The organism is Asanoa hainanensis (assembly GCF_900188485.1).
GTDB lineage: Bacteria > Actinomycetota > Actinomycetes > Mycobacteriales > Micromonosporaceae > Asanoa > Asanoa hainanensis.
Genome location: NZ_FZPH01000004.1, coordinates 321,039 through 341,633, shown reverse-complemented (window position 1 = coordinate 341,633; position 20,595 = coordinate 321,039). Strand labels below are relative to the sequence as shown.

20 protein-coding genes and 2 pseudogenes are annotated in these 20,595 nt (G+C 71.6%); 9 read left to right on the top strand and 13 right to left on the bottom strand.

Going from position 1 to position 20,595, the window contains the following annotated elements:
• Positions 1 to 5: 5 nt before the first annotated feature.
• Genes CHC05_RS12635 through CHC05_RS12625 form a run of 3 tightly spaced genes read right to left on the bottom strand, consistent with a single transcriptional unit; the run spans position 6 to position 2,099 of the window.
• A complete protein-coding gene (locus tag CHC05_RS12635; protein WP_089248638.1) occupies positions 6 to 542 on the bottom strand; it encodes an isochorismatase family protein in 537 nt (178 codons plus the stop codon).
• Positions 543 to 551: 9 nt separating this feature from the next.
• Entirely contained in the window at positions 552 to 1,472 is a 921-nt protein-coding gene (locus CHC05_RS12630) for a phosphotransferase family protein (protein WP_089248126.1), read from the bottom strand.
• Positions 1,473 to 1,481: 9 nt separating this feature from the next.
• Positions 1,482 to 2,099, bottom strand: a complete 618-nt coding sequence (locus CHC05_RS12625) for a VOC family protein (protein WP_089248124.1) — start codon at positions 2,097 to 2,099, stop codon at positions 1,482 to 1,484.
• Positions 2,100 to 2,227: 128 nt separating this feature from the next.
• On the opposite strand from CHC05_RS12625, the gene CHC05_RS12620 reads away from it, so the two are divergent.
• The gene (locus CHC05_RS12620; RefSeq protein ID WP_089248122.1) at positions 2,228 to 3,520 is read left to right on the top strand and encodes a DUF1800 domain-containing protein; all 1,293 of its coding nucleotides are present in this window, start codon (positions 2,228 to 2,230) and stop codon (positions 3,518 to 3,520) included.
• An 11-nt stretch (positions 3,521 to 3,531) separates the two neighbouring features.
• A complete protein-coding gene (locus tag CHC05_RS12615; protein WP_089248120.1) occupies positions 3,532 to 4,734 on the top strand; it encodes a DUF1501 domain-containing protein in 1,203 nt (400 codons plus the stop codon).
• Here the strand turns inward: CHC05_RS12615 and CHC05_RS12610 are convergent.
• Positions 4,721 to 5,542, bottom strand: coding sequence for an alpha/beta fold hydrolase (locus CHC05_RS12610; protein ID WP_089248118.1), 822 nt, complete (start codon positions 5,540 to 5,542; stop codon positions 4,721 to 4,723). The two genes, CHC05_RS12615 and CHC05_RS12610, sit on opposite strands and share 14 nt — an antisense overlap.
• A gap of 23 nt (positions 5,543 to 5,565) precedes the next feature.
• On the bottom strand, positions 5,566 to 7,092 hold the full coding sequence (locus CHC05_RS42040; protein WP_245870805.1) for a serine/threonine-protein kinase: 1,527 nt from the start codon (positions 7,090 to 7,092) through the stop codon (positions 5,566 to 5,568).
• A gap of 190 nt (positions 7,093 to 7,282) precedes the next feature.
• Here CHC05_RS42040 and CHC05_RS12600 point away from each other — a divergent pair, with 190 nt between their 5' ends.
• Genes CHC05_RS12600 through CHC05_RS12585 form a run of 4 tightly spaced genes read left to right on the top strand, consistent with a single transcriptional unit; the run spans position 7,283 to position 10,054 of the window.
• Positions 7,283 to 7,555: a hypothetical protein gene (locus CHC05_RS12600; protein ID WP_179266154.1), complete on the top strand. Its 273-nt coding sequence runs from the start codon at positions 7,283 to 7,285 to the stop codon at positions 7,553 to 7,555.
• A gap of 54 nt (positions 7,556 to 7,609) precedes the next feature.
• A complete protein-coding gene (locus tag CHC05_RS42440; RefSeq protein WP_089248114.1) occupies positions 7,610 to 8,383 on the top strand; it encodes a hypothetical protein in 774 nt (257 codons plus the stop codon).
• 13 nt (positions 8,384 to 8,396) lie between these two features.
• Positions 8,397 to 8,882: a cupin domain-containing protein gene (locus CHC05_RS42435; protein ID WP_089248112.1), complete on the top strand. Its 486-nt coding sequence runs from the start codon at positions 8,397 to 8,399 to the stop codon at positions 8,880 to 8,882.
• Entirely contained in the window at positions 8,882 to 10,054 is a 1,173-nt protein-coding gene (locus tag CHC05_RS12585) for a threonine synthase (RefSeq protein ID WP_089248110.1), read from the top strand. The genes CHC05_RS42435 and CHC05_RS12585 overlap by 1 nt, the downstream gene beginning before the upstream one ends.
• Here the strand turns inward: CHC05_RS12585 and CHC05_RS12580 are convergent.
• Positions 10,040 to 10,942, bottom strand: coding sequence for a GlxA family transcriptional regulator (locus tag CHC05_RS12580; RefSeq protein WP_089248108.1), 903 nt, complete (start codon positions 10,940 to 10,942; stop codon positions 10,040 to 10,042). The two genes, CHC05_RS12585 and CHC05_RS12580, sit on opposite strands and share 15 nt — an antisense overlap.
• 10 nt (positions 10,943 to 10,952) lie before the next feature.
• Positions 10,953 to 11,537 (bottom strand): cysteine hydrolase family protein, encoded by a 585-nt coding sequence (locus CHC05_RS12575; RefSeq protein WP_089248106.1) that lies wholly within the window; start codon positions 11,535 to 11,537, stop codon positions 10,953 to 10,955.
• A gap of 136 nt (positions 11,538 to 11,673) precedes the next feature.
• Here CHC05_RS12575 and CHC05_RS12570 point away from each other — a divergent pair, with 136 nt between their 5' ends.
• Genes CHC05_RS12570 through CHC05_RS12560 form a run of 3 tightly spaced genes read left to right on the top strand, consistent with a single transcriptional unit; the run spans position 11,674 to position 15,493 of the window.
• Positions 11,674 to 13,332: an NAD(P)/FAD-dependent oxidoreductase gene (locus tag CHC05_RS12570; protein ID WP_089248104.1), complete on the top strand. Its 1,659-nt coding sequence runs from the start codon at positions 11,674 to 11,676 to the stop codon at positions 13,330 to 13,332.
• Positions 13,329 to 14,822, top strand: coding sequence for an ATP-binding protein (locus CHC05_RS12565; RefSeq protein WP_089248102.1), 1,494 nt, complete (start codon positions 13,329 to 13,331; stop codon positions 14,820 to 14,822). Before CHC05_RS12570 ends, CHC05_RS12565 begins: the two co-directional genes overlap by 4 nt.
• Positions 14,819 to 15,493, top strand: a complete 675-nt coding sequence (locus CHC05_RS12560; RefSeq protein ID WP_179266153.1) for an HAD family hydrolase — start codon at positions 14,819 to 14,821, stop codon at positions 15,491 to 15,493. The genes CHC05_RS12565 and CHC05_RS12560 overlap by 4 nt, the downstream gene beginning before the upstream one ends.
• A gap of 2 nt (positions 15,494 to 15,495) precedes the next feature.
• Here CHC05_RS12560 and srmL read toward each other — a convergent pair whose 3' ends face one another.
• The 6 genes and pseudogenes from srmL to CHC05_RS12535 form a co-directional block, all read right to left on the bottom strand.
• On the bottom strand, positions 15,496 to 16,587 hold the full coding sequence (gene srmL, locus CHC05_RS12555; protein ID WP_089248098.1) for a PheS-related mystery ligase SrmL: 1,092 nt from the start codon (positions 16,585 to 16,587) through the stop codon (positions 15,496 to 15,498).
• A 715-nt stretch (positions 16,588 to 17,302) separates the two neighbouring features.
• Positions 17,303 to 17,509: pseudogene (locus CHC05_RS43425) on the bottom strand (Clp protease N-terminal domain-containing protein); the annotation flags it as partial.
• A gap of 183 nt (positions 17,510 to 17,692) precedes the next feature.
• Positions 17,693 to 17,902 (bottom strand): annotated as a pseudogene (locus CHC05_RS43420) (Clp protease N-terminal domain-containing protein); the annotation flags it as partial.
• On the bottom strand, positions 17,902 to 18,138 hold the full coding sequence (locus CHC05_RS12545; RefSeq protein WP_089248094.1) for a helix-turn-helix domain-containing protein: 237 nt from the start codon (positions 18,136 to 18,138) through the stop codon (positions 17,902 to 17,904). The pseudogene CHC05_RS43420 and the gene CHC05_RS12545, both read right to left, overlap by 1 nt.
• A 49-nt stretch (positions 18,139 to 18,187) precedes the next feature.
• Complete coding sequence (locus CHC05_RS12540) at positions 18,188 to 18,967, bottom strand: ArsR/SmtB family transcription factor (protein WP_089248092.1); 780 nt, start codon at positions 18,965 to 18,967, stop codon at positions 18,188 to 18,190.
• 177 nt (positions 18,968 to 19,144) lie between these two features.
• Positions 19,145 to 20,035, bottom strand: a complete 891-nt coding sequence (locus CHC05_RS12535; protein ID WP_089248090.1) for a DUF1295 domain-containing protein — start codon at positions 20,033 to 20,035, stop codon at positions 19,145 to 19,147.
• Positions 20,036 to 20,595: the final 560 nt, after the last annotated feature.

Here is a 20,595-nt window from a genome sequence, read left to right as displayed (position 1 = left end):
CGTCGTCAACGGAGTCGGGCGAGCACCTCGTCGGTGGTGACCACCTCGCCGAAGCGGGGCAGGACCACCGACAGGGCGTGGTCGTGTTCCGTTGCCGTCATGCCGCTCATCGCATCGGCCGCGAAGACGACCTCGAACCCGTGGTCTGCCGCGGCGCGGCCCGTCGACTCGACGCCCATCGTCGTGGCCAGGCCGGTCAGCACCACCGTCCGCACGGCGCGCTCACGCAGTTGGTCGGCGAGGCCCGTGCCGTAGAACGCTCCGATGGTCTGCTTCACCACCGTGATGTCGCCCGGCCGTGGCTCCAGTTCCGGGACGAAGCCGCTGCCCGGCGGCTGTTCGGCGACGCCCGGTCGATCCACCCGGACCAGCACCACCGGGCCGCCCGCGTGGCGGAACGCGGTCACCAGGCGGCTTGCCCGGGCCACCACGTCGGCGCCTTTGTGTGGGCCCATGTCCTGCGAGACGATCCGCGGCATCAGGTCCACCGCGATCAGCGCCGTGTGTGCTGCGAGCAGCGGCGAAGTAAGGGGTGAAGACATCATCGGACCCTAACACCAGAGGAGCGTCCCGAGTGCGGGGAGTCGGGCGAACAGGTCGGGCAGCCCACGCAGTCCGTTGCGCACCGACTCGTGCGACAGCGCGAGCTCGGGCCCGGTGCCGGCCTCGATACCGGCCAGGCAGCGCAGGATGTTCCACCTCGTGAAGCCCAGCCAGCCACCGACGAGGTACGCGAACCAGCTCGGGCCGAACGGCGGCAGCGTTCCACCCCCCGCCACATAGCCGTCCAGGACCGCGCGGAAGATGGCCGGCCGGATGTCGTCGAAGCCGGGTCCCTTGGCGAGGCTCAGCGCCGTCGAGCCGAGCTCGCCGGACAGGTCGAGCAGCCCCGAGAGCTCCCAGTCGAGCACTACCGGCCGGCCCGCTCGCGAGAGCAGGTTCCACGGCTGGATGTCGCGGTGGGTCAGCACGGCGGGGCCCGGTCGTTCGCAGGCGTCGACGAACTCGGCAAGAGCCAGGAACGTCGTGACCGAAGAAACGAGCTCGCCGGCCCACGGCTGCCCGGTTGCCGTCGCCCGGGCGGCGAGCGAGGCCCAGTCCCGCGGCGCCGGCTCCGACACAACCACCCCGGGCCAGGAGACGGAAAGCGCGTGCAGGCGCGCGAGGATCTCACCGATCTCGAACGCGTACGCCGCCGGCACCGGCTCCTCCGGCACCTTCTCGCCCTCGACCCACCGATGGACGAGCGTACGAGAACCAGCCGAGATCGGCTCCGGCATGGGAATGCCGGCGGCGAAGGCCGCTCGCTCGAACCTGAACACATCCGAGACCGGGCGATCGACGAGACCGAGACTCAGCTCCTTGACGGCGAACGAACCCAGGTCGGTGTCGAGCCGGTACAGCCGGTTGGCGAATCCACCGTGGACTCGGACCATCGGACGGATCGGCGTGCCGAGATGTGCGAGGTTCACCCGACAAAGCTAGACGGGCGGCTCGGCCCCGGACTGCTCGGCGGCCATGTACGTCGCGTACCAGTCAGGCCAGTTCGGGTCTTCCTTGCCCGTGCGCTTCTCGTGCTCGCCGTGCGCCACCGACGCGCGGCGCATGGCGTCGGCCAGGTCGTTGACCGACTCGTACGACGTGATCCCGGTGTCGACCCGGCCCGGCAGCCGGGTGACGATCTCCTGGAGCAGCCACTTGTTGCCGTCCGGGTCGCTCCACGCGGCGAGCGAGTTGTAGCTGTTGCGGTCGGGGTCCGGCCCCTCAGCCTGACCGGTGGCCGTGTTGTGGAAGATCGGACCCACGTCGACCCCGTGCTTGATGAGGTCCTCGCGCGCGGCCACGATGTCGGTGACGATCAGGAACATGCCGGGCGGCGAGTCGACGGGAGTGGGCGGGTTGCCGATGCCGAAGTGGATGGACGCCGGCGAGCCCGGCGGCGTGAACTGGATGGCGCGCCGCCCGCCGAGCTCGAAGTCCGCGTCGAGCCGCCAGCCCAGGCCGGCATAGAACGCCTTCGCTCGATCGGGGTCCGACACCGGGATGGTGATCACTTCGAGTTTGCTGTCCGTGTTTGCCGCGTTCTGGGCCGTTGCCATCACAAGTCTCCCAGTCGTTGACGTCCAGTCGTCGTCAGTATCGCCCGGGCACCCCCACCGACGGCGCGGAGATCGAGCGCTGACACGGCACTTACGTTCCTCGTACACCGTTGGCCTAGCCTCGCACCATGGCTGACCGCGCGAGGATCGCCCACCTGCTGCGCCGCGCCACCTTCGGGCCGACCGCCCAGGAGGTCGACGAGGCCGAACGGGCCGGGTACAACGCGACCGTGCGGCGCCTGGTGGAGGCGGCCGGCACCGACGCGGGCGCCCCGGTCTTTCCAGCGGTGAACGCGGGTGACAGCCGCGAGGAACGGCAGAAGGCCAACCAGGAGCGGCGCGCGCAGGTCACCGCGACCATCGAGTGGTGGCTCGACCGGATGGTCGCGGCCGACGCCCAGCTCGCCGAGAAGATGGTGTTCTTCTGGCACGGGCACTGGGCGACCAGCGCGCAGAAGGTCAAGACCGCCTCGCTGATGCTCGGCCAGCTCCAGACCTTCCGGGAGTACGGCCGTGGCGAGTTCACCGCGTTCGTCACGCGGATGGTCCGCGACCCGGCGCTGATCGTGTGGCTCGACGGCCAGAAGAACACGGTCAAGGCGCCCAACGAGAACCTGGCCCGCGAGCTGATGGAGCTGTTCACGCTCGGCATCGGCACCTACACCGAGGACGACGTGAAGGCCGGCGCCCGCGCGCTGACCGGCTGGACCGTCGACCGCCGGGCCGGCACCGCGCGGTTCGCCCCGCGCCGGCACGACAAGGGCACGAAGACGGTCCTGGGCCGCACCGCCGCCTTCGACGCCGACGGTCTCGCCGCGCTGGTCGCTCGGGAGCCGGCCAGCGCGGCGTTCATCGCCCAGCGCCTCTGGTTCCGGTTCGCGAGCGGCGAGCCCATGGCCGCCGAGGTCCGGGACCGGCTGGCGAACGCCTTCGCCGCGCGCCGCGACGTCGACGACCTGCTGCGGGCGCTGTTCACGGACGAAGCCTTCGCGGGTACGCACGGCCAGTTGGTCAAACAGCCGGTGGAGTGGGCGGTCGGCGCCCTCCGCCAGCTCGGTATCCGCCCGTCGCGGCTCACCGACCAACAGCGCAAGCAGCTGGTCGGCGGGCTGAACGGGCTCGACCAGGTGCCGTTGCGCCCGCCCAGTGTCGGCGGCTGGCCGGCCGGCGCGGCCTGGTTGACCACCAGCTCGCTGCAGGCCCGGGTGCGGCTGGCCGAGCTGCTCGCCGCGCGGACTTCCCCCGCGGTGCTGGACCGGCTGAAGGCCGCGCCGGTGGCCGGGCGGCCGGACGCGCTGGCCCGGCTGCTGGTCGTCGAGGCCTGGACCGAGCGCACCCGATCCGTGCTCGCGGACGCGGCCGGCAAGCCCGAACGGCTGATCCAGCTCGGTCTGGTCAGTCCCGAGTACACCGTCCACTGAGGAGCAGATCGATGGATGCGTTGACCCGGCGGAGGTTCCTGGTCGCCAGCGGTGTCGTGGGGGCGGGCGCGCTGGCGGCCGGAGCCACGGCGTACACGCTGACCGACCTCTTCGAGACGGCCGGCGACCGGCCCGCGGACGCCGGCACGCTCGTGCTGGTGACGCTCTACGGCGGCAACGACGGCCTCAACACGGTGGTTCCCTACGCCAACGCGTCCTATCAGGACGCCCGTCCGGACATCGCCTACGACGCCGGCGAGGTGCTGCGCCTCGACGACACCACCGGCCTCAACCCGGGTCTGAAAGGCTTCCAGCGGCTGTTCACCGACGGCCGGCTGGCCATCGTGCGCGGCGTGGGCTACCCGAAGCCGGACCGCAGCCACTTCCGCTCGATGGACATCTGGCAGACCGCGGACCCGGTGCGGCCCGGCACCACCGGCTGGCTCGGCCGCTGGCTGGACACGGCGGGCGGCGACCCGCGGCTCGCGGTCAGCTTCGAGCCCGCGCTGCCGCCCCTGCTGGCCGGCGCGACCAGTGCGGGCGCGGCCGTGCCGACCGGCGCCCGCAAGCAGGTCAAGGGGGTGACCGGGCTGGGCGCGCCAGCGGCAGGGGAGCCGCCGTTGCAGGCCCGCGCCGCCCGCTGCTTCGCCGACCTGGAACGGGTCGAAGCGATGATCACGGGGGTACGCGACGCCCAGCCAGAAGACTCCGACGACGAGGAATCTGCCACCGGCACCGGCGGCCGCGGCGACCTCGGCGCGCAGCTCGACCTGGTCGCCCAATGCATCGAGGCCGGGGTGGCAACGCGGGCGTTCTCCGTGTCGCTCGGCGGCTTCGACACCCACGCCGACGAGAAGCAGCTCCAGGAGATCCTGCTGGCCAAGGTCGACAAGTCGGTGACGGCGTTCGCCGACCGGATGGCGGGCCGGCCAGTGACGGTGGTGGTCTACTCGGAGTTCGGCCGGCGCGTGCGGGCGAACGCGAGCGACGGCACCGACCACGGCACGGCGTCGAACGTGTTCGTGCTCGGCAGCGGGGTGCGCGGCGGCCTGCACGGCGAGCAGCCGAGCCTGACCGACCTCGACGACGGCGACCTGAAGCACACGGTCGACTTCCGTGACGTGTACGCGGGCCTGCTCACGGACGTGCTCGCGGCCGACCCGGCCGAGGTGCTCGGCGGCTGGACGGGCCGGTTGTCGCTCACCGGCTCGTGAGCCACTCCATGGCGGCCGGGAACCGCCGCAGGACCGACACATGCCCGTCCACATCGGACGTCTGGAAGGTCGCGCCCGGGATCCGCCGCGCGAGCCAGGCGGTGTGGGTGGGCGGCACCATCCGGTCCCGCGCACCGGCCAGCAACAGCGCGGGTGCGGTGACCGCGGCCGGGTCGAAGCCCCACGGCGCCACGTAGGCCAGGTCGTCGTCGGCCGCGGCGGACGGGCCCTGGGCCAGCGCCGGCCGCACCACGTCCATCATCCAGGACCAGTCGGTCGTCAGGGCGTCCTCGTCGGCGTCGACGAAGCCGATGTCGGGGTCGCCGGACGGGTTGGCCCCGAAGTCCTCCCGGGCCGCGCGGCCGGCGAGGGCCGCGTGCAGGGACGCGGCGGCGCCCGGTGCCATCCCGCCGAACCAGTCCAACCCCTCGGCGCCCCACGGCGCGAGGCTGGACCCGACCACCACGGCGGTGACGCGGGCGGGCACCAGGGCGGCGACGGCCAGCGCGTGCGGCCCGCCGCCGGAGTGCCCGACGACCGCGAACCGGTCGAGCCCGAGCCGGTCGGCGACGGCCGTCGTGTAGCGCGCGGCGGACGCGACATCACGCCCGGGCGTGCGGGTCGAGCCGCCGTAACCGGGCCGGTCGTACGCCACCCACCGCACCGCGTCGTCGAACAGCGGGGCCGGTGGCGCACCGAGGTTCGGCGTGCCGTGGTGCCAGAACACCGTGTGCGCGGCGGGCCGGCCGGTGTCATACACGTGGAGGGTCTGCCCGCCGCCGAGGTCGAGATCGAGCTCCTTGGTCACCCGGCCGACCCTACCCGGGGTCGTCAGAGCAGGCTCGGCACGCCGTTGCGGCAGACCAGGCTCGCGCTCAGGCCTAGCACCGTGATGGTCGCGCGGTCCTGCGGGCCGGACGCGTGCTCGGCCGGCGAGACCACCTCGACCTGGTCGCCGACGCAGCGGGCGTCGACGCTGATGCCGAGCAGCCCGATCTCGATGGTCCGGCCCGGCGTCGGGCCGGGGTCGGCCGTCGGCTCGGCTTCCGGATCGTCGGTGTCCGGGCCGGCGCCTGGTTGGTGGGTCGCTTCGGGCGCGCTGCCCACGCCCGGACCACCGGCGCCGGTGTTGCCGGATCCCTGGCCGAGGTTGCCGCCGGTCGGCGCCGTCACAGCGGGGTTCGTGGTCGGCGGCTCGCCCGGCGTGGCGGGGGTCGTGAGGGCGGGTGTCGCGGTGCCGGAGCTGTCGGCGCTGACGCCCGGGTTCTCGCCCGGCATCACCAGCGCGGCCACCACGGCGCCGGCGACCAGCACCGCGCCGGCGCCGGCGAGCAGGGCCGTGCGGCGGCGGTCCGGCCGGCGGACCGGCTTGGCCGGCACCGGCACCACCTCGGTGGTCAGCTCGGGGTCGATCGTGGGCCGCGCCGCGTCGACCACGTCGTCGGCGACCGGTGCGGCGGCCGCGGCGTGGGTGGTCGCGTCCATCGCGGCGACCAGGCCGGCCAGCGCCGGGTCCTCGTCCTGCGGCGGCGGCACGATCCCGGCGGCCGTCGCCAGCACCGTCGCGACCTCGCCTGCGGCCGGGCGGTCGGCGGGCTCCTTGGCCAGGCACCGGTCGCAGATCTCGTTGACCTCGGGCGGGATGCCGTCCAGCGGCGGCAGCGGATCGGGTTCGACGTACACGTGTGCGTCGATCATCTGGGTCGTGGTGTCGGCCAGCCAGGGGAGCCGTTCGGTCAGCGCGACGTAGATCAGCAGGCCCAGCGCGTAGACGTCGGACGCCGGCGAGACCTGCCCCAGGGTGAGGCGCTCCGGCGCCAGGTAGGCCGGCGTGCCCAGCAGCAGCCCGTCGGCCTCGAGCTCGTCGCGGCCGACGACGGCGGCGATGCCGAAGTCGACGACCTTGGCGCCGGACGGGGTCAGCATCACGTTGGACGGTTTCACGTCCCGGTGCACCAGGTCCTGCGCGTGCGCGGCGGCCAGGGCGGCGGCGACCTCCGACAGGGTCCGCAGCGCGACCCGGGGCGGCAGCGGGCCGTCCTCGAGGCGCTGCGCGAGGGTGCGTCCGGGCAGCAGTTCCATCACGACGTACGGGACCTTGGCGCCGTCGTCGTCGGTGGCCTCGCCGTAGTCGAAGACGCCGGTCACGTGCGGGTGCCAGAGCCGCGCGGCGGCCCGGGCCTCGGCGCGGATGCGCTGGCGGGCGGCGTCGCTGACGGCGTGGCGGGTGGCGAGCACCTTGACCGCCACCGGCCGCTGCAGCACCAGATCGTGCGCGCGCCAGACCACGGACATGCCACCGGCGCCGAGTCGATCGTCGAGTCGGTAGCGCCCGTCGAGGACCTGTTCGGTGCGCACCCGCACAGCTTGCCAACAACGCGTCGAAATGGCATCCCGGCGACGGGACCGCTATCGATGGCCTTGATGACCGGATCGTGCCTCGTTGGGGCGGACGATGTAGGTTGGCCAGGTGCATCGCGACGTACTGACCCGGCCACTCCGGCGGGTCGTACGCGGTTCTGTGCGGTTTTTGACTGGTTTGGCCGCTTTGGCGCTAGCCGTAGGCATCGGCGTGTCGTCGATCGCCACGCCGGCCGTGGCCGCCGCCCCGGCCCCGCCTCCAGTGGCGAGCGTGGCCGCCTCCGCGACCACCGAACAGGCCCCGGCCCGCGCCGCCGAGCGCGTCGAGCCGGCCCGGCCCGCCGCGGTGGACGCCCCGGCGCCGGTCACCGTTCGAGTGATCCAGCTTTCCGCGGTCCACCCCCAGCAGGCCGCCGCACCCCGCGCCCCACCGGCCGGAGACGACACCTCCGCTCGCTGAGCATCGCTCGGCACCCCGTCGTCCCCTCCGCTTCCCATCCGGTGAGGTGTCCCCGTGCAAACGGTCCTTGAGCTCTTCTACGTCGGCGTGCCCCGCGCCGCCGCCATCTGGTCGATCCTGCTGTGCCTCGCGCTGTTCGCGATCACCGGCCTGCAACTCGTCGGGCCGCGCGGCCCCAGGCGGCCCAGCGTGCGCACCCGGCTGCGGGCCGCGCGGATCCGCCGGGAGCGGCGTGCCACGGCCGCCGCCGAGGTCGTCCGCTTCGCCGACGAGGTCGGCGTCGCGGCGGACCGCGCCGACACCACCGCGCGGCGCCGGCACGAGGCCTGGCTGACCGCGCAGGAGGCGGCCGAGCGCGCCTGGTCCGCCTTCGAGTCGGCCGACCAGACCGCGAGCCGGATGGCCGCGGCCGCGTTGCTGCCCGCGCCAACCACCCCGCAGACCCCGACGGAGTACGCCGAACGCGAGCAGTGGCTGCACCGGGCGGCGATGTCGGCGTGTGCCCACAATGAACTGTCCGTGTTGGACCTCAACGACGCGCTGGCCCACCGCAACGGCTGGGACCCGCGCCGGCACCCGGTGGAGCAGGAGGCCGTGCTGCGCCGGGCGATCCGCGACACCCTGCGCGCCGCCGAGCGGCACGCCGCCCGCGAGGAGCGGCTCGCCTGGGAGGCCGCGGAGTCGTCGGCCGCGGCGGCGCGTAGCCTGCGGGCCGAGGCCATCGCCGCCGCCGAGCGGGCCCGCGGCGTGCGGCACCTCGTGCGGCCGGACGCCACCGCAGGCGCGGCACCGCGGCGGCACCGGCTGCGTACCGCCGTCGCTCGATAAGGGGGAGCAACGAGTGTCCTATCCGGATCCGGCCTACTTCGGTGACACCGGCGAGGTTTCCGGTGCCTTCCGCCCGGCCGGCGCGGAGCCCGACCTGCGGTTCGCGGCCGGCGGAGGGGCCAGCTACCTGGCCACCGGCGCGGCCACGGACGGGCGGTTCGGGCTCTACCGCTGGGACATGCCGGCGACGCCCACCGGGCCGGGACCCCACTTCCATCGCACGATCTCCGAGTCGTTCTTCGTGCTCTCGGGCACCGTGCGGCTCTACGACGGCGACGCCTGGCGCGACGCGAACGCCGGCGACTTCCTCTACGTGCCGCCGGGCGGCATCCACGCGTTCCGCAACGAGTCGGGCGAGCCCGCCTCGATGCTCCTGCTGTTCTCGCCCGGCGCACCCCGCGAGGGCTACTTCGAGGGGATCCGCGAGCTGGCCTCGATGACCGAGGAGGAGAAGGCGGACTTCTACCTGCGGCACGACAACATCTGGGTCGAGGGCTGATGTTCCTCACCCACCTCGCCTGCCCCCGCTGCGGTGCCCGGCACGACTCGGAGGCGCTGACCAACCTGTGCTCGTGTGGCTCGCCGTTGCTGGCCCGCTATGACCTCGACGCGGTGCGGGCGGCGGTCACGCCCGCCGCGCTGGCCGGCCGCGGTGCGGACCTCTGGCGTTACCGGGAGCTGCTGCCGGTGCGCGACGACGCGCATCGCGTGACACTGGGGGAGGGCTGGACTCCACTGTGGTCCGCCGACCGCTTCGGCGCCGCGATCGGGCTGGATCGCCTGCTGGTCAAGGACGAGGGCCTCGTGCCGACCGGCTCGTTCAAGGCGCGCGGTGCCGCGGTCGGCGTGTCCCGGGCCCGCGAGCTCGGCGCCCGGCACGTCGCCATGCCGACCAACGGCAACGCCGGCGCGGCCTGGGCGACGTACGCGGCGCGCGGTGGTCTGCGCTCGACGATCGCGATGCCGCTGGGCGCGCCGCTGATCACCCGCAACGAGGTGGTCGCCGCAGGCGGCGAGCTGATCCTGGTCGACGGCCTGATCGGCGACGCCGGGAAGCTGATCGCCGAGGTGGTCGCGGCCGGTGGTGTCTTCGACGCGGGCACGCTGCGCGAGCCCTATCGGCTCGAGGGCAAGAAGACGATGGGGTACGAGATCTGCGAGCAGCTCGGCTGGCGCGTACCAGATGTGATCATTTATCCGACCGGTGGCGGGGTCGGGCTGATCGGCATCCACAAGGCCCTCGAAGAGCTCCGGTCGTTGGGCTGGATCGGCGACAAGGTGCCACGGCTGGTGGCCGTGCAGTCCACGGGTTGCGCGCCGGTCGTGCGGGCGTTCGAGGCCGGTGAGCGGCGGGTTACGCCGTGGGCTGACGCGCGGACGGTCGCGTTTGGAATCACGGTTCCGGCGCCGCTGGGTGACGAGCTGATCCTCGACGCGCTCTACGCCACGGGCGGCGCCGCGATCGCGGTGGACGACGCCGAGATCCTGGCCGACCTGCGCGCTTTCGGTGCTGCCGAGGGGCTGCTGCTGTGCCCGGAGGGTGCCGCGTGCCTGACGGCCGCGCGTCTGCTGCGCTCCAGCGGTTGGCTCGGGCCCTCCGATGAGGTCGTGGTGCTCAACACCGGCGCCGGCATCAAGTATCCGGAGACCGTTGCCTCAGCGGGCGCGTAGGCGGCGGAGCATCCTCGCGTCGTCGAAGCCGACCGCCCGGGCTGCCGCCTGCATCGTGCTGCCGTGGCCGAGCAGGTGCTCGGCGCGTTCCAGGCGCAAGGCCTGCTGGTAGCCGAGCGGAGTCAGCCCGGTCGCCCGGCTGAACTGCCTGGTCAGGGTTCGCTCGCTGACGCCGCCTTCGCCGGCCAGGTCGGCCAGTGGCAGGCGCTCGGCGTACCGCTGGTCGATCAGGTCCTGGACCCGGTGCACCGCGTCGCTGAGGTGGCCGCGGTGGCGGAGCATCGCGCTGCTCTGCCGCTCGTCGCCGTTGCGGCGGGCGTAGACGACCATCTCGCGGGCGATCAGGGCCGCGGCCGCGGGGCCGTGCCGCACGGCGACCAGGTGGAGCGCCAGGTCGATGCCGCTGGCGATGCCGGCCGAGGTGACCACCCGCCCGTCGACCACGTAGAGCACGTCGCGCACGACCGTCGCCCGCCGGTAGCGCTTCGCCAACTCGTCCTGCAACCCGTGGTGGGTCGTGCAGCGGCGGCCGTCGAGCAGGCCGGCCCGGCCGAGCACGTCGGCACCGGAGCAGACACTCGCGACGGTGCCGCCCGCGCGGTGGTGTGCCGCGACCCAGTCCAGCGTCCGGCGTTCCAGTCGGCCGGTGCCTCGCAGCGTGGGTGAGCGCCAGCCGGGTACGACCAGCAGGTCGGTCGGGCCCAGCGCCGGCAGTTCCGGGTCGGCGTGCACGGGGAGGCCTTGCGCGGTCGGCACCTCGGCCTGCTCGGCGACATAGGCCAGCGTGTAGTCGTGGCCAAGGTCGTGGGCCGTGGAGAACACCTGCGCGGGCCCGGCCAGGTCGAGCAGATGGAGGCCGGGCACGAGCAGGAAACCGACGGTGGTCATGATCTGGTCATCATGCCTTGGTCACTTCCGCGGTCGTACGCACGGTGGCGAACCGGCCGTCGAGGACCCGCTCGGTGCGCTCGACGATCGCCTCGACCCCGAGCGTGCGGGGGTCGGCCAGGATCTCCTCGACGCTCTTGTCTTCCGCCTCGCGGTGTGCGATCGGGAAGGTCAGCGTCGCGTCGGTGACGAACGTGACGGCGTACCCCAGATCGCCTCCGACCCTGGCCGTGGTCTCGACGCACTGCTCGGTGCGGATGCCGCAGACGGTCAGGTCGAAGATCCGTCGCTCCGTCAGGAGCTGACCGGCGTTGGTGGTGGTGAAGACGTTGTGGGAGGTCTTGACCAGGGTCGGCTCGTTCTCTTGCGTCGTTCTGATGTCGTCGAGCGGGCGGACGTGGCCGTTGGCCGGGTCGAAGACGCCGTTCGTGCCGGGCTCGCTGTGCAGCACCCAGATCACGAGATCGCCGTTCGCGCGGAAATAGTCGACCAGGCTGTTGACGTTGGGTACGAAGTCGGGGTTGGAGCCGGCCCGCCAGATCTCCCGCTGGCGGAACGACTCTTGGGCGTCGATGACGAACAGTGCGCGGTTCATACCCCGATCGTCGTCGTGTGTCGGGTCGTCGCGGAAGGCCGGATCGAGTCCCAGGGTGGACGGATCTGGTCACCACCGCGCGGCGTTGTCCACAGGCGGCGTCAGCTTTGTCCCTGCTAGTGCTTTGATTGGTGACATGGCGAATCCGGCGATCCTCACCGTTGACGACGACCTTGCCGTCTCCCGGGCCGTCGCCCGTGACGTGCGGCGTCAATACGGCGACCGCTATCGGGTCGTCCGCGCCAACTCGGGTTCCGAGGCGCTCGAAGCGCTCAAGGAGATCAAGTTGCGCGGCGACCAGGTGGCCGTGCTGCTCGCCGACTTCCGCATGCCGCACATGAACGGCATCGAGTTCCTCGAAGCGGCGATGGACCTGTTCCCGCGCGCCCGGCGGGTGCTGCTGACCGCCTACGCCGACACCGACGCCGCGATCGACGCCATAAACCGGGTCGACCTCGACCACTACCTGCTCAAGCCGTGGAACCCGCCGGAGGAGAAGCTCTACCCGGTGCTCGACTCGCTGCTCGACGCGTGGACGACCACGCCCGAGGCGTCCGCGAGCGTCACCCGGGTGGTCGGCCACCGCTGGTCCGCGCCGTCGTTCAAGGTCCGCGACTTCCTGGCCCGCAACCTGGTGCCGTACCGGTGGTATCTGTCCGACGAGCCCGAGGGCGCCCGGCTGCTGGCCGCCGCCGGTGTCACCGAGGCCGACGTGCCGCTGGTGATCACGCCCGAGGGCAAGTCGATGGTCCAGCCGTCCGAGACCGACCTGGCCACCCATGTCGGGCTGTCCACCACCCCGGCCAAGGAGTTCTACGACCTGGTGGTGGTCGGCGCCGGCCCGGCCGGGCTCGGCGCGGCGGTCTACGGCGCGTCCGAGGGGCTGCGCACGCTGCTGGTCGAGCGGCGCGCCACCGGCGGGCAGGCCGGCCAGAGCAGCCGGATCGAAAACTACCTGGGCTTCCCCGACGGGGTGTCCGGTGCGCAGCTCGCCGAGCGGGCCCGCCGCCAGGCGGTGCGCTTCGGCGCCGAGCTGCTGACCACCCGCGAGGCCGTTGAGCTCGACGTGCGCGGCGCGACCCGGGTGCTCAAGTTCGGCGACGGCAGCGAGGTCGCGTCGCACGCCGTCGTGCTGGCCACCGGCGTCTCCTACCGGATGCTGGAGGCACCCGGGCTGTCCGACTACCGGGGCCGGGGCGTCTTCTACGGCTCGGCGGCCACCGAGGCGCCGAGCTGTTCTGGGCAAGAGGTCTACATCGTCGGTGGTGCCAACTCGGCGGGCCAGGCGGCGGTCTACTTCTCCCGCTATGCCCAGCGCGTGCACGTGCTGATCCGGGGCGAGAGCCTGGCCCGCACGATGTCCCGCTATCTGATCGACCAGATCGAGAGCCACGAGAACATCGAGGTGCACCCTTTCACGGAGGTTTTCGAGGCCTCCGGCGACGAGCACCTCGAGCAGTTGGTGCTCCGCGACACCCGCGACGGACAGACCCGTTCCGTCGACACCTCGTGGCTGTTCATCTTCATCGGCGCCGAGCCCCGCACCGACTGGCTCGACGGGGTGATCACCCGTGACCGCCACGGCTTCGTGATCACCGGCCCGGACCTGATCGCGGGTGGCAACCGCCCGGTCGGCTGGACCATGCCGCGCGACCCCTACCACCTCGAATGCAGTGTCCCCGGCGTGTTCGCCGCGGGCGACGTCCGCTCCGACTCCGTCAAGCGGGTGGCATCGGCGGTGGGCGAGGGCGCGATGGCGATCTCCCTGGTGCACCGTTATCTGGAGGCGCAATGAGCACCGAACTCGCCGGTCACGCCGAGGGCGACCGGCTTTCCCCCGCGGAGCTGCGCAAGCTGTTCCTGTTCGAGAAGCTCGACGCCGAGCAGCTCGACTTCCTCGCCAGCCACGGCGCGGTCGAGCACTACTCGGGCGGCACCTACGTCTATCGCGAGGGCGAAGAGGCGACCTGCTTCTACGTGCTGCTCAGCGGCACCGTCGCGCTCAACCGCACCGTCCGCGGTGACGAGATCGAGACGACGCGCACCGACCAGGTCGGCGCCTACGCCGGGGCCACCCAGGCCTACATCGAGCGGATCCCGCAGATCTACCTCAACAGCATGGTCGCGATCTCCGACGTGGCGGTCTACCAACTGCCGGCCGACGAGCTGGCCAGCTCGCTGCGCGACTGGTTCCCGATGGCGATGCACCTGCTCGAAGGGCTGTTCTTCGGCATGCGCTCGATGCAGACCATGGTCAGCGAACGCGAGCGGCTGCTGGCCCTCGGCTCGCTGTCGGCCGGCCTGACCCACGAGCTCAACAACCCCGCCGCGGCGGCGGTACGCGCGACGTCGGTGCTGCGCACCCGGGTCACCGGCATGCGGCACAAGCTGGCCATGATCGCCGACGGGCGGGTCGACGGCACGCGGCTGCACAAGCTGGTCAACCTCCAGGAAGAGGCGATCAAGCGGGCGGCGAGCGCGCCCGAGCTGACGCCGATGCAGACCAGCGACGCCGAGGACGAGGTCGGCGAGTGGCTCGAGGACCACGACATCACCGGCGCCTGGGACATCGCGCCGACGCTGGTCTCCGGTGCGATCGACACTTCGTGGCTGTCGACCGTGCGCGACGAGATCGGGCCTGACAACTTCGAGAACGCGCTGCGCTGGCTGGTCTACACCCTCGACACCGAGCAGCTGATGACCGAGATCGACGACTCGGTCACCCGCATCTCGTCGCTGGTCGCGGCGGCCAAGCAATACTCACAGCTCGACCGGGCGCCGCATCAGACGGTCAACGTGCACGAGCTGCTGCACGCCACGCTGGTGATGCTGCACGCCAAGTTCCCGGCCGGCATCAAGCTGGTCAAGGAATACGACCGGTCGTTGCCGGAGATCCCGGCGTACGCGGCGGAGCTCAACCAGGTGTGGACCAACCTGATCGACAACGCGATCGGCGCGATGGGTGAGTCCGGCACGCTGACGGTCCGCACGTCGCGCGAGGACGACAACGTGGTGGTCTCGATCGGCGACACCGGCCCGGGCATCCCGGCCGACGTCCGACCGCGGATCTTCGAGCCGTTCTTCACGACCAAGCCGGTCGGCGAGGGCACGGGGCTCGGGCTCGACATCTCCTACCGGATCGTGGTCAACAAGCACCACGGCGACATCCGGGTCGACTCTAAGCCGGGCGAGACCTGGTTCCATGTCGTGCTGCCGATGGACTCCGACGATCAGTCGTCGGAGCAGGACCCGGCCGCTCTGCTCGACGGCGCCGGCACCGAGTGAGCCACGTTCTCTTCGACTTCTTCGGCACGCTCGTCGACTATGACGACGGGCATGCCCGGTCGCCGGTGAAGACGGCGGCGTTCGTGAGCTCGCTCGGGCAGCCCATGTCCGCCGACGAGCTCACCGCGCGGTGGGACGAGGTGTGGATGGCGTGGGAGACGCGCTGCGCGCCGTCGCGGGCGGAGTTCTCGATGCTCGACGTCGCGCGGTCGTTCCTGCCGTCGGCGTCGCCTTCCGAGATCTCGTCGTTCGTGTCGGTCTACATCGCCGAGTGGAACGCGGGTGTGCGGTATCTGCCAGGGCTCGACTCGCTGCTGCGGTCGCTGTCCCAACGGCACCGGCTGGCGGTCGTGTCCAACACGCACGAGCCTGACCTGGTGCCGTTCCACCTGGCCGCGATGGGTGTCCTGGGCCTCGTGGACACGGTCGTCACCTCCGTCGAGGTCGGGGTGCGCAAGCCGGCGCCGGAGATCTACTCGTCGGCCCTCGATCGGCTCGGCATCCGGGCTTCCTCGGCGGTGTTCGTCGGCGACAACCCGACGGCGGACTATTTCGGGCCTCTGGCCGTGGGGATGCGGGCTTTTCTCATCGATCCGGCGGCACGGCACACTGCCGTACCGCCGGCGCATCGGCTGTCCTCGGTCTTCGACCTGCCGTCGGTGTTGCTCTAACTTCAGCGGGCGGTCCACTCGTGTGCTGTGCCCTCGTGCAGGGCCTCGTACACACGGTCGCGGATCGTGTTGGCTTCTACCGTGGACAGGGTGCGGGTGAGGTCGCGCAGGACGAGCCTCAGCAGGACGTTCTTCTGGCCTTGCCGCAGGCCCATCCTGGCGCGGGCCGAGTCGGGTAGGTCGGCGTACCCGGTCTCGCTCCTGACCTCGATCTCCTCCACGGCCGAGGCGTCGTCGCCCAGGACGGCGCGGACCCGGTCGCCGAGCTGCTCGGCGTCGGCGTCCTCGTCGACGGCGAGGGACAGGTCGCGGCTGGTGGGCGGCATGCCGGAGACCAGGTGGTACGGGCTGAGGTCCCGCAGCTGATCCGCGACGCGTGGGTCGCTGGCGCGCAACAGGCGGATGTCGTCGATCCCCTTGACGAGCATGGTGATCCGGTCGAGCCCGAGCCCCATCGCGAGGCCGGTCGTGGTCTCGGGCAGACCGCTGCCCTTGAGCACCTCGGGGTGGGCCAGGCCGCACTCGCCGATCTCGACGCCGTCGACGTAGATCTCGCGACCGTCCAGTGTGTAGGGATGCTGGCTCGTCGGCGTCTCGATTCTCCTGCCGGGGAGCACCGCAGCGACCACGTGCTCGATCATCGCGGTCAGATCGTCGGTGGTGAGCTTTTGGCGGTCGCTGATGCGCCAGAGGTCGAGCTGGTGGGGCTCGCCGACATGCTGCCGATCGATTGCGTCGCGCCGGTAGCACATGCCGGGGACACTGAGCACGACGTCTGGCTGGCTCAGGCTGTCGAGCAACGCTGGGATCCGTGCGGTGGTGTGCGAGCGCAGCATCCGTTCGTCGTCCACGTAGCGGCTGTAGCGCCGGTCCCGGGTGACGGCGGCCCCGTCGTACCGAAGACGGTCGTAGTTGTCGGCGATCGTGACGATGCGGTGCCCAGGGTCGCGCCGCACCGGGATGCCCCATTCGTCGGCCAGCGCCCGCTCGATGCGGCCAACCACGTGTTGGATCGCGTGCTCGCCGTGGGCCGGATCGGTCAGATCGCGGCGGGCAAGGGCGGCTTCGAGTTGGGCAGGGGTCAGGTAGGTCATGGCTTCTTGGTGTCCTCACGGGAGCAGGGGAGACGGAAAAAAGAGACCCCCGGGTTGGACCCGGTGGTTTCTCGTGGTCTCCCGCACCCGAAAGGGCGCGATCGAGATCAGCGCACGACAGAACACCCACCGGTCACCCGGGGGCAGCTAAATCGCATCACCGAAAGCCTCACCCAACCAGTGTAAGCCGCCCGACGACCGATTTCGCAAGCGCACGCACGCTCGCCTCCCGCGACGGGCTGCCGCCCCTACACGGGCTGCGCCATCCGCGACCACGGTGGTTCGCGCCGTGGTGCGCCTAGCTTGTGGCGCCGCCGCGGCAGCGCGCGTAGCCCGTCTCGCCCGTGCCCATCCCGTGCAGGCTTCGCGCGTGCTCGTGCTGTGCGGGCCCCCGCCCGGGCCGGTGCTGTGCTGGCCTCGCCCGTGCTGTCGTGGCCGCGCGGTCGTGTTGGGTCGGCGGGGCAGCCGTCCATGATCGGGTGCGGCCCTTCGAGTGGATCGGGCGGTCGCCGCTTGATCGGGTGTGGCTGTTCTGATCGAGCGCCGGTGGGTCCCAGACCTGGCGCAAAGATCGTCGCCGACGCCGCTGGTCTTCTTGATGAGATGCATTCGATCTTGCGTCAGACCGCTGGCGCGCGACGACTCAGCCTCGACTCGCGCCCGCCACGCCGCCGCGGGTCGAACCGTTCGGCCCGGCCCACGGCGGCACGACTTGTCAGGCGGCGGCGCGGATCTCGGCCTCGATCCGGTTGCGCAGGTCGCCCACCTCGACGCCGGCCTCGGTCAGGACCAGCACGCCGAGGCCTTCGCCCTCGCGGATCAGGCCGAGGAGCACGTGCTCCGTGCCGATGTGCTTCTGCTTGAGCCGCAGCGCCTCCCGGAGCGACAACTCCAGGACCTTCTTGGCGCGGGGCGAGAACGGACCACCGGCCAGGTACCGCCGGCGGCGGAAACCGAACAGCCCCCGCGAGTGGGCCCGGGTCGGCGGCCGCAGCGCGCCTTTGCCGAACGACGCTTCCACCGCCCTGCGTACCGCCTCCAGATCGATCCCGATCTGCCGCAGTGCCTCGGCGTCCGCGTCGCCGAGCGCGCGACGACCGACGTGGGTCTCGATGCGGGTGCGTACGTCGTCGGCGGTCACGCCGGCCTCCCGCAACACCCGCCCCGCGACGCCACCGCCGGCGCCGTCGGGCTCGTTGTCGAGCATCGCGAGCAGCAGATGCTCGGTGCCGACCTTGTCGTGCCGCAGCGCCTGCGACTCGGCCACAGCCCCCTTGACCACTGCTCGCGCCCGGTCGGTGAACCGCTCGAACATCACGCCTCCTGTGACGGTCGCACGACCGGACGCCCGGCGTGCTTCTTGTGTACCGCCTGCCGGCTCACTTCGAGCGCGGCGGCGATGTCCTGCCACGACCAGCCCTGCGCACGCGCGTTGTCGACCTGCACCGTCTCCAGACTTTCGAGGAGTCGGCGGAGGGCCAACACGGCTCGCAGGCCGACCTTGGGGTCGGTGCTGCTGGCGGCCGCGGCCAGGTCCACTGCCTGAGTCATGATGTCAATCTACGTTGACGCTCGCCGGTTGTCAACTCGGGTTGACAATCTACAGCGGTGCGCCCGTCTCCATCAGCGTCTTGAGGCTGGCGATGATCTGCGGCCAGCCGGTGTTGATGGCGCTGAGCACGGCGCTGCCGGGTGCGAAGCCGTGGTGGGTCACCGTGAGCTTGACCGCGTCGCCGGCCGGCTCGAGCTCGAAGGTCACTGTGGACCGTGGCTCGGCGGCGAAGGCGGCCCGGTCTTCCTCCGCGACTCCGGATGCCTTAGCCCAGTCGGCGGTGAAGGTGTGCCAGGTATAGGACAGCCGGGAGTACGGCTCGGACACGACGACCACCTGCTCCGGGTCGGCGATTCGGGCGCCTTCCGCGTGCCAGGTCATTCCCGCGCCGACGGACCAGTCGGTCTCGAACTCGACGCCCCAGTAGCGCTTCGTGAAGGCCGGGTCGGTCAGCGCCTGCCACAGCCGTTCCGGCGTCGTGTTGATGTACGTGGTGTAGACGAACTCTGGCCTGCTCATCGGCGTCTGCTCCAATGCGGTCTTGAGGTCGGCGAGGGCCTGCGTGCGCGCACGGTCGTACCGGCTGATCCAGCGGTCGGCGATCGCGTTCACCGGCGCGGCGTTGAGGTAGTGCAGCTTTTCGCGGCCGTGCCGGACCGTCGTGACGAGCTCGGCGGCCTCCAGCACGGCGAGGTGTTTGCTGACCGACTGCCGGGCCATGTCGAGGCCCGCGCAGAGCTCGCGCAGCGTCTGGCCGTTGCGCGCGTTCAGCGAGTCGAGCAGCTCCCGGCGGCTCGGGTCGGCCAGGGCCTTGAACACCAGATCCACTGGCTTCTCACCTCACATGCAGCCGTTTGGCTGCGTTTTGTTGTCGCGCCACGATAGGCAGCCATTTGGCTGCCAGTCAAGCCCAACCAAAATTGTCGTACGTACGTTCTAATCTGCCTGCATGGATATCGAGCTGGCCACCAAGGGTGGCGAAGGCGGTCCGTGGGGCGATGGTCCTCAGTGGTGCTCGGTGGCGTTCGGGGCGGTGAGCTGACGGTGCGGTCCACGCAGTCGGGGCAACAGCGCGGGCACCTCGCGCATGTGGTCGGCATAGCCGCTGCGGCGCTCCAACGACCGGCGGTCCATGAGCGGAATGCTCGCGGTCTTGAAGAGCACCACCATGGCCAGCGGCCCGACACCCGTCCACCACCAGCTCGGCGCGGCGGCCAGGCCGAAGAGCCACAACCCCCACCAGAGGGCGATCTCACCGAGATAGTTCGGATGGCGCGTGCGCCGCCAGACACCGGTCGCCAGGATGCGGCCGCGGTTCGCCGCCGCGGCCGCGAAACGGTGCAGTTGCAGGTCCGCCACGGCCTCCAACGCGATCGCGCCGGCAGTGACCAGCGTGGCGACCACATCGAGCAAACCGAAGGGACGTGAGCCGGCAAGGGCAGGCCAGACGGAGAGCAGACCGATGTAAACGACGACCGTGGGCATGAGCTGGATGCCGCCCAGGTTGACCACCCACCACGGCACCCGGCCGCGGGTCACCCGCAGCTGGTCGTAGCGCCAGTCGACCTTGTGCAGACCCGTCCAGCCGTAGGCCCAGTTGCCGGTGAGCCGCACGGCCCAGACGCTGATCAGCCCGACGACGAGCACCTGCCGCACGGTGTCGCCACTGCCCGCGACAGCGACCCACCACGCGGCGACGACAGGCGGGGCGACGCTCCAGTACGGGTCGTAGAGGCTCGCGTTGTCGAACGCCATCGACAACGCGAAGACAACGAGCGTGGCGACCACATCGGCAACGAACGCGGCCAACAAGGGATGCCAGGAAGGAGGCGAAACGACGATCACGACCCAAGCGGCGCCGAACGCGAGCAGATAAGCACCGAGAACGACCACCATCGACCGGCTCCGCGAAACAACACGCCTGTCCACGCAAACGCCTCCCGTCAACAGATCGCGATCATCGCACCGCCCGCAACCCCACACCAGGCCCGCCCGCGCTGGGCCTGACCGCGCTGGGCCTGACCGCGCCCTGGCCGGGCGTCCGGGCTGTTGTTCCGTCCGCCGCGCCGCGGCGGCTGACGCAGCCGGAAGCCCGGGGCGCCAGCCCGACGCGGTAACGGATCTGGAGCGGGGCGGCCACTCCGGCCGCCCGCGGGCGGGCCTACCCAGCACAGGCGTCGACGCGCCCAGCGGCGCCGGCGCGATTCGAGCCGCGAGGACCCGCTCCGAAGCCGGCTGGCCAAGCGAGCGCGCACGAACCCGACCGTGCGGTGTCGACGTGGGCTGGCGCTGCGCGGGTCTGACCGTGCGGTGTTGATGTGGGCTGGCGCTGCGCGGGTCTGACCGTGCGGTGTTGATGTGGGCTGGCGCTGCGCGGGTCTGACCGTGCGGTGTTGGTGTGGGTCGGGGCTTTGCGGATCTGACCGGATGGTGCTGCCGCGAGCTCGGGCACGGCG

Excerpts from the sequence above, each read along its gene's own strand:
- CHC05_RS12635 (WP_089248638.1), bottom strand. The coding sequence starts at position 542 with ATGTCTTCACCCCTTACTTCGCCGCTGCTCGCAGCACACACGGCGCTG.
- CHC05_RS12625 (WP_089248124.1), bottom strand. The coding sequence starts at position 2,099 with ATGGCAACGGCCCAGAACGCGGCAAACACGGACAGCAAACTCGAAGTG.
- CHC05_RS12620 (WP_089248122.1), top strand. The coding sequence starts at position 2,228 with ATGGCTGACCGCGCGAGGATCGCCCACCTGCTGCGCCGCGCCACCTTC.
- CHC05_RS12615 (WP_089248120.1), top strand. The coding sequence starts at position 3,532 with ATGGATGCGTTGACCCGGCGGAGGTTCCTGGTCGCCAGCGGTGTCGTG.
- CHC05_RS12585 (WP_089248110.1), top strand. The coding sequence starts at position 8,882 with ATGTTCCTCACCCACCTCGCCTGCCCCCGCTGCGGTGCCCGGCACGAC.
- CHC05_RS12580 (WP_089248108.1), bottom strand. The coding sequence starts at position 10,942 with ATGACCACCGTCGGTTTCCTGCTCGTGCCCGGCCTCCATCTGCTCGAC.
- CHC05_RS12575 (WP_089248106.1), bottom strand. The coding sequence starts at position 11,537 with ATGAACCGCGCACTGTTCGTCATCGACGCCCAAGAGTCGTTCCGCCAG.
- CHC05_RS12570 (WP_089248104.1), top strand. The coding sequence starts at position 11,674 with ATGGCGAATCCGGCGATCCTCACCGTTGACGACGACCTTGCCGTCTCC.
- CHC05_RS12565 (WP_089248102.1), top strand. The coding sequence starts at position 13,329 with ATGAGCACCGAACTCGCCGGTCACGCCGAGGGCGACCGGCTTTCCCCC.
- srmL (WP_089248098.1), bottom strand. The coding sequence starts at position 16,587 with ATGACCTACCTGACCCCTGCCCAACTCGAAGCCGCCCTTGCCCGCCGC.
- CHC05_RS12545 (WP_089248094.1), bottom strand. The coding sequence starts at position 18,138 with ATGACTCAGGCAGTGGACCTGGCCGCGGCCGCCAGCAGCACCGACCCC.
- CHC05_RS12535 (WP_089248090.1), bottom strand. The coding sequence starts at position 20,035 with ATGGTGGTCGTTCTCGGTGCTTATCTGCTCGCGTTCGGCGCCGCTTGG.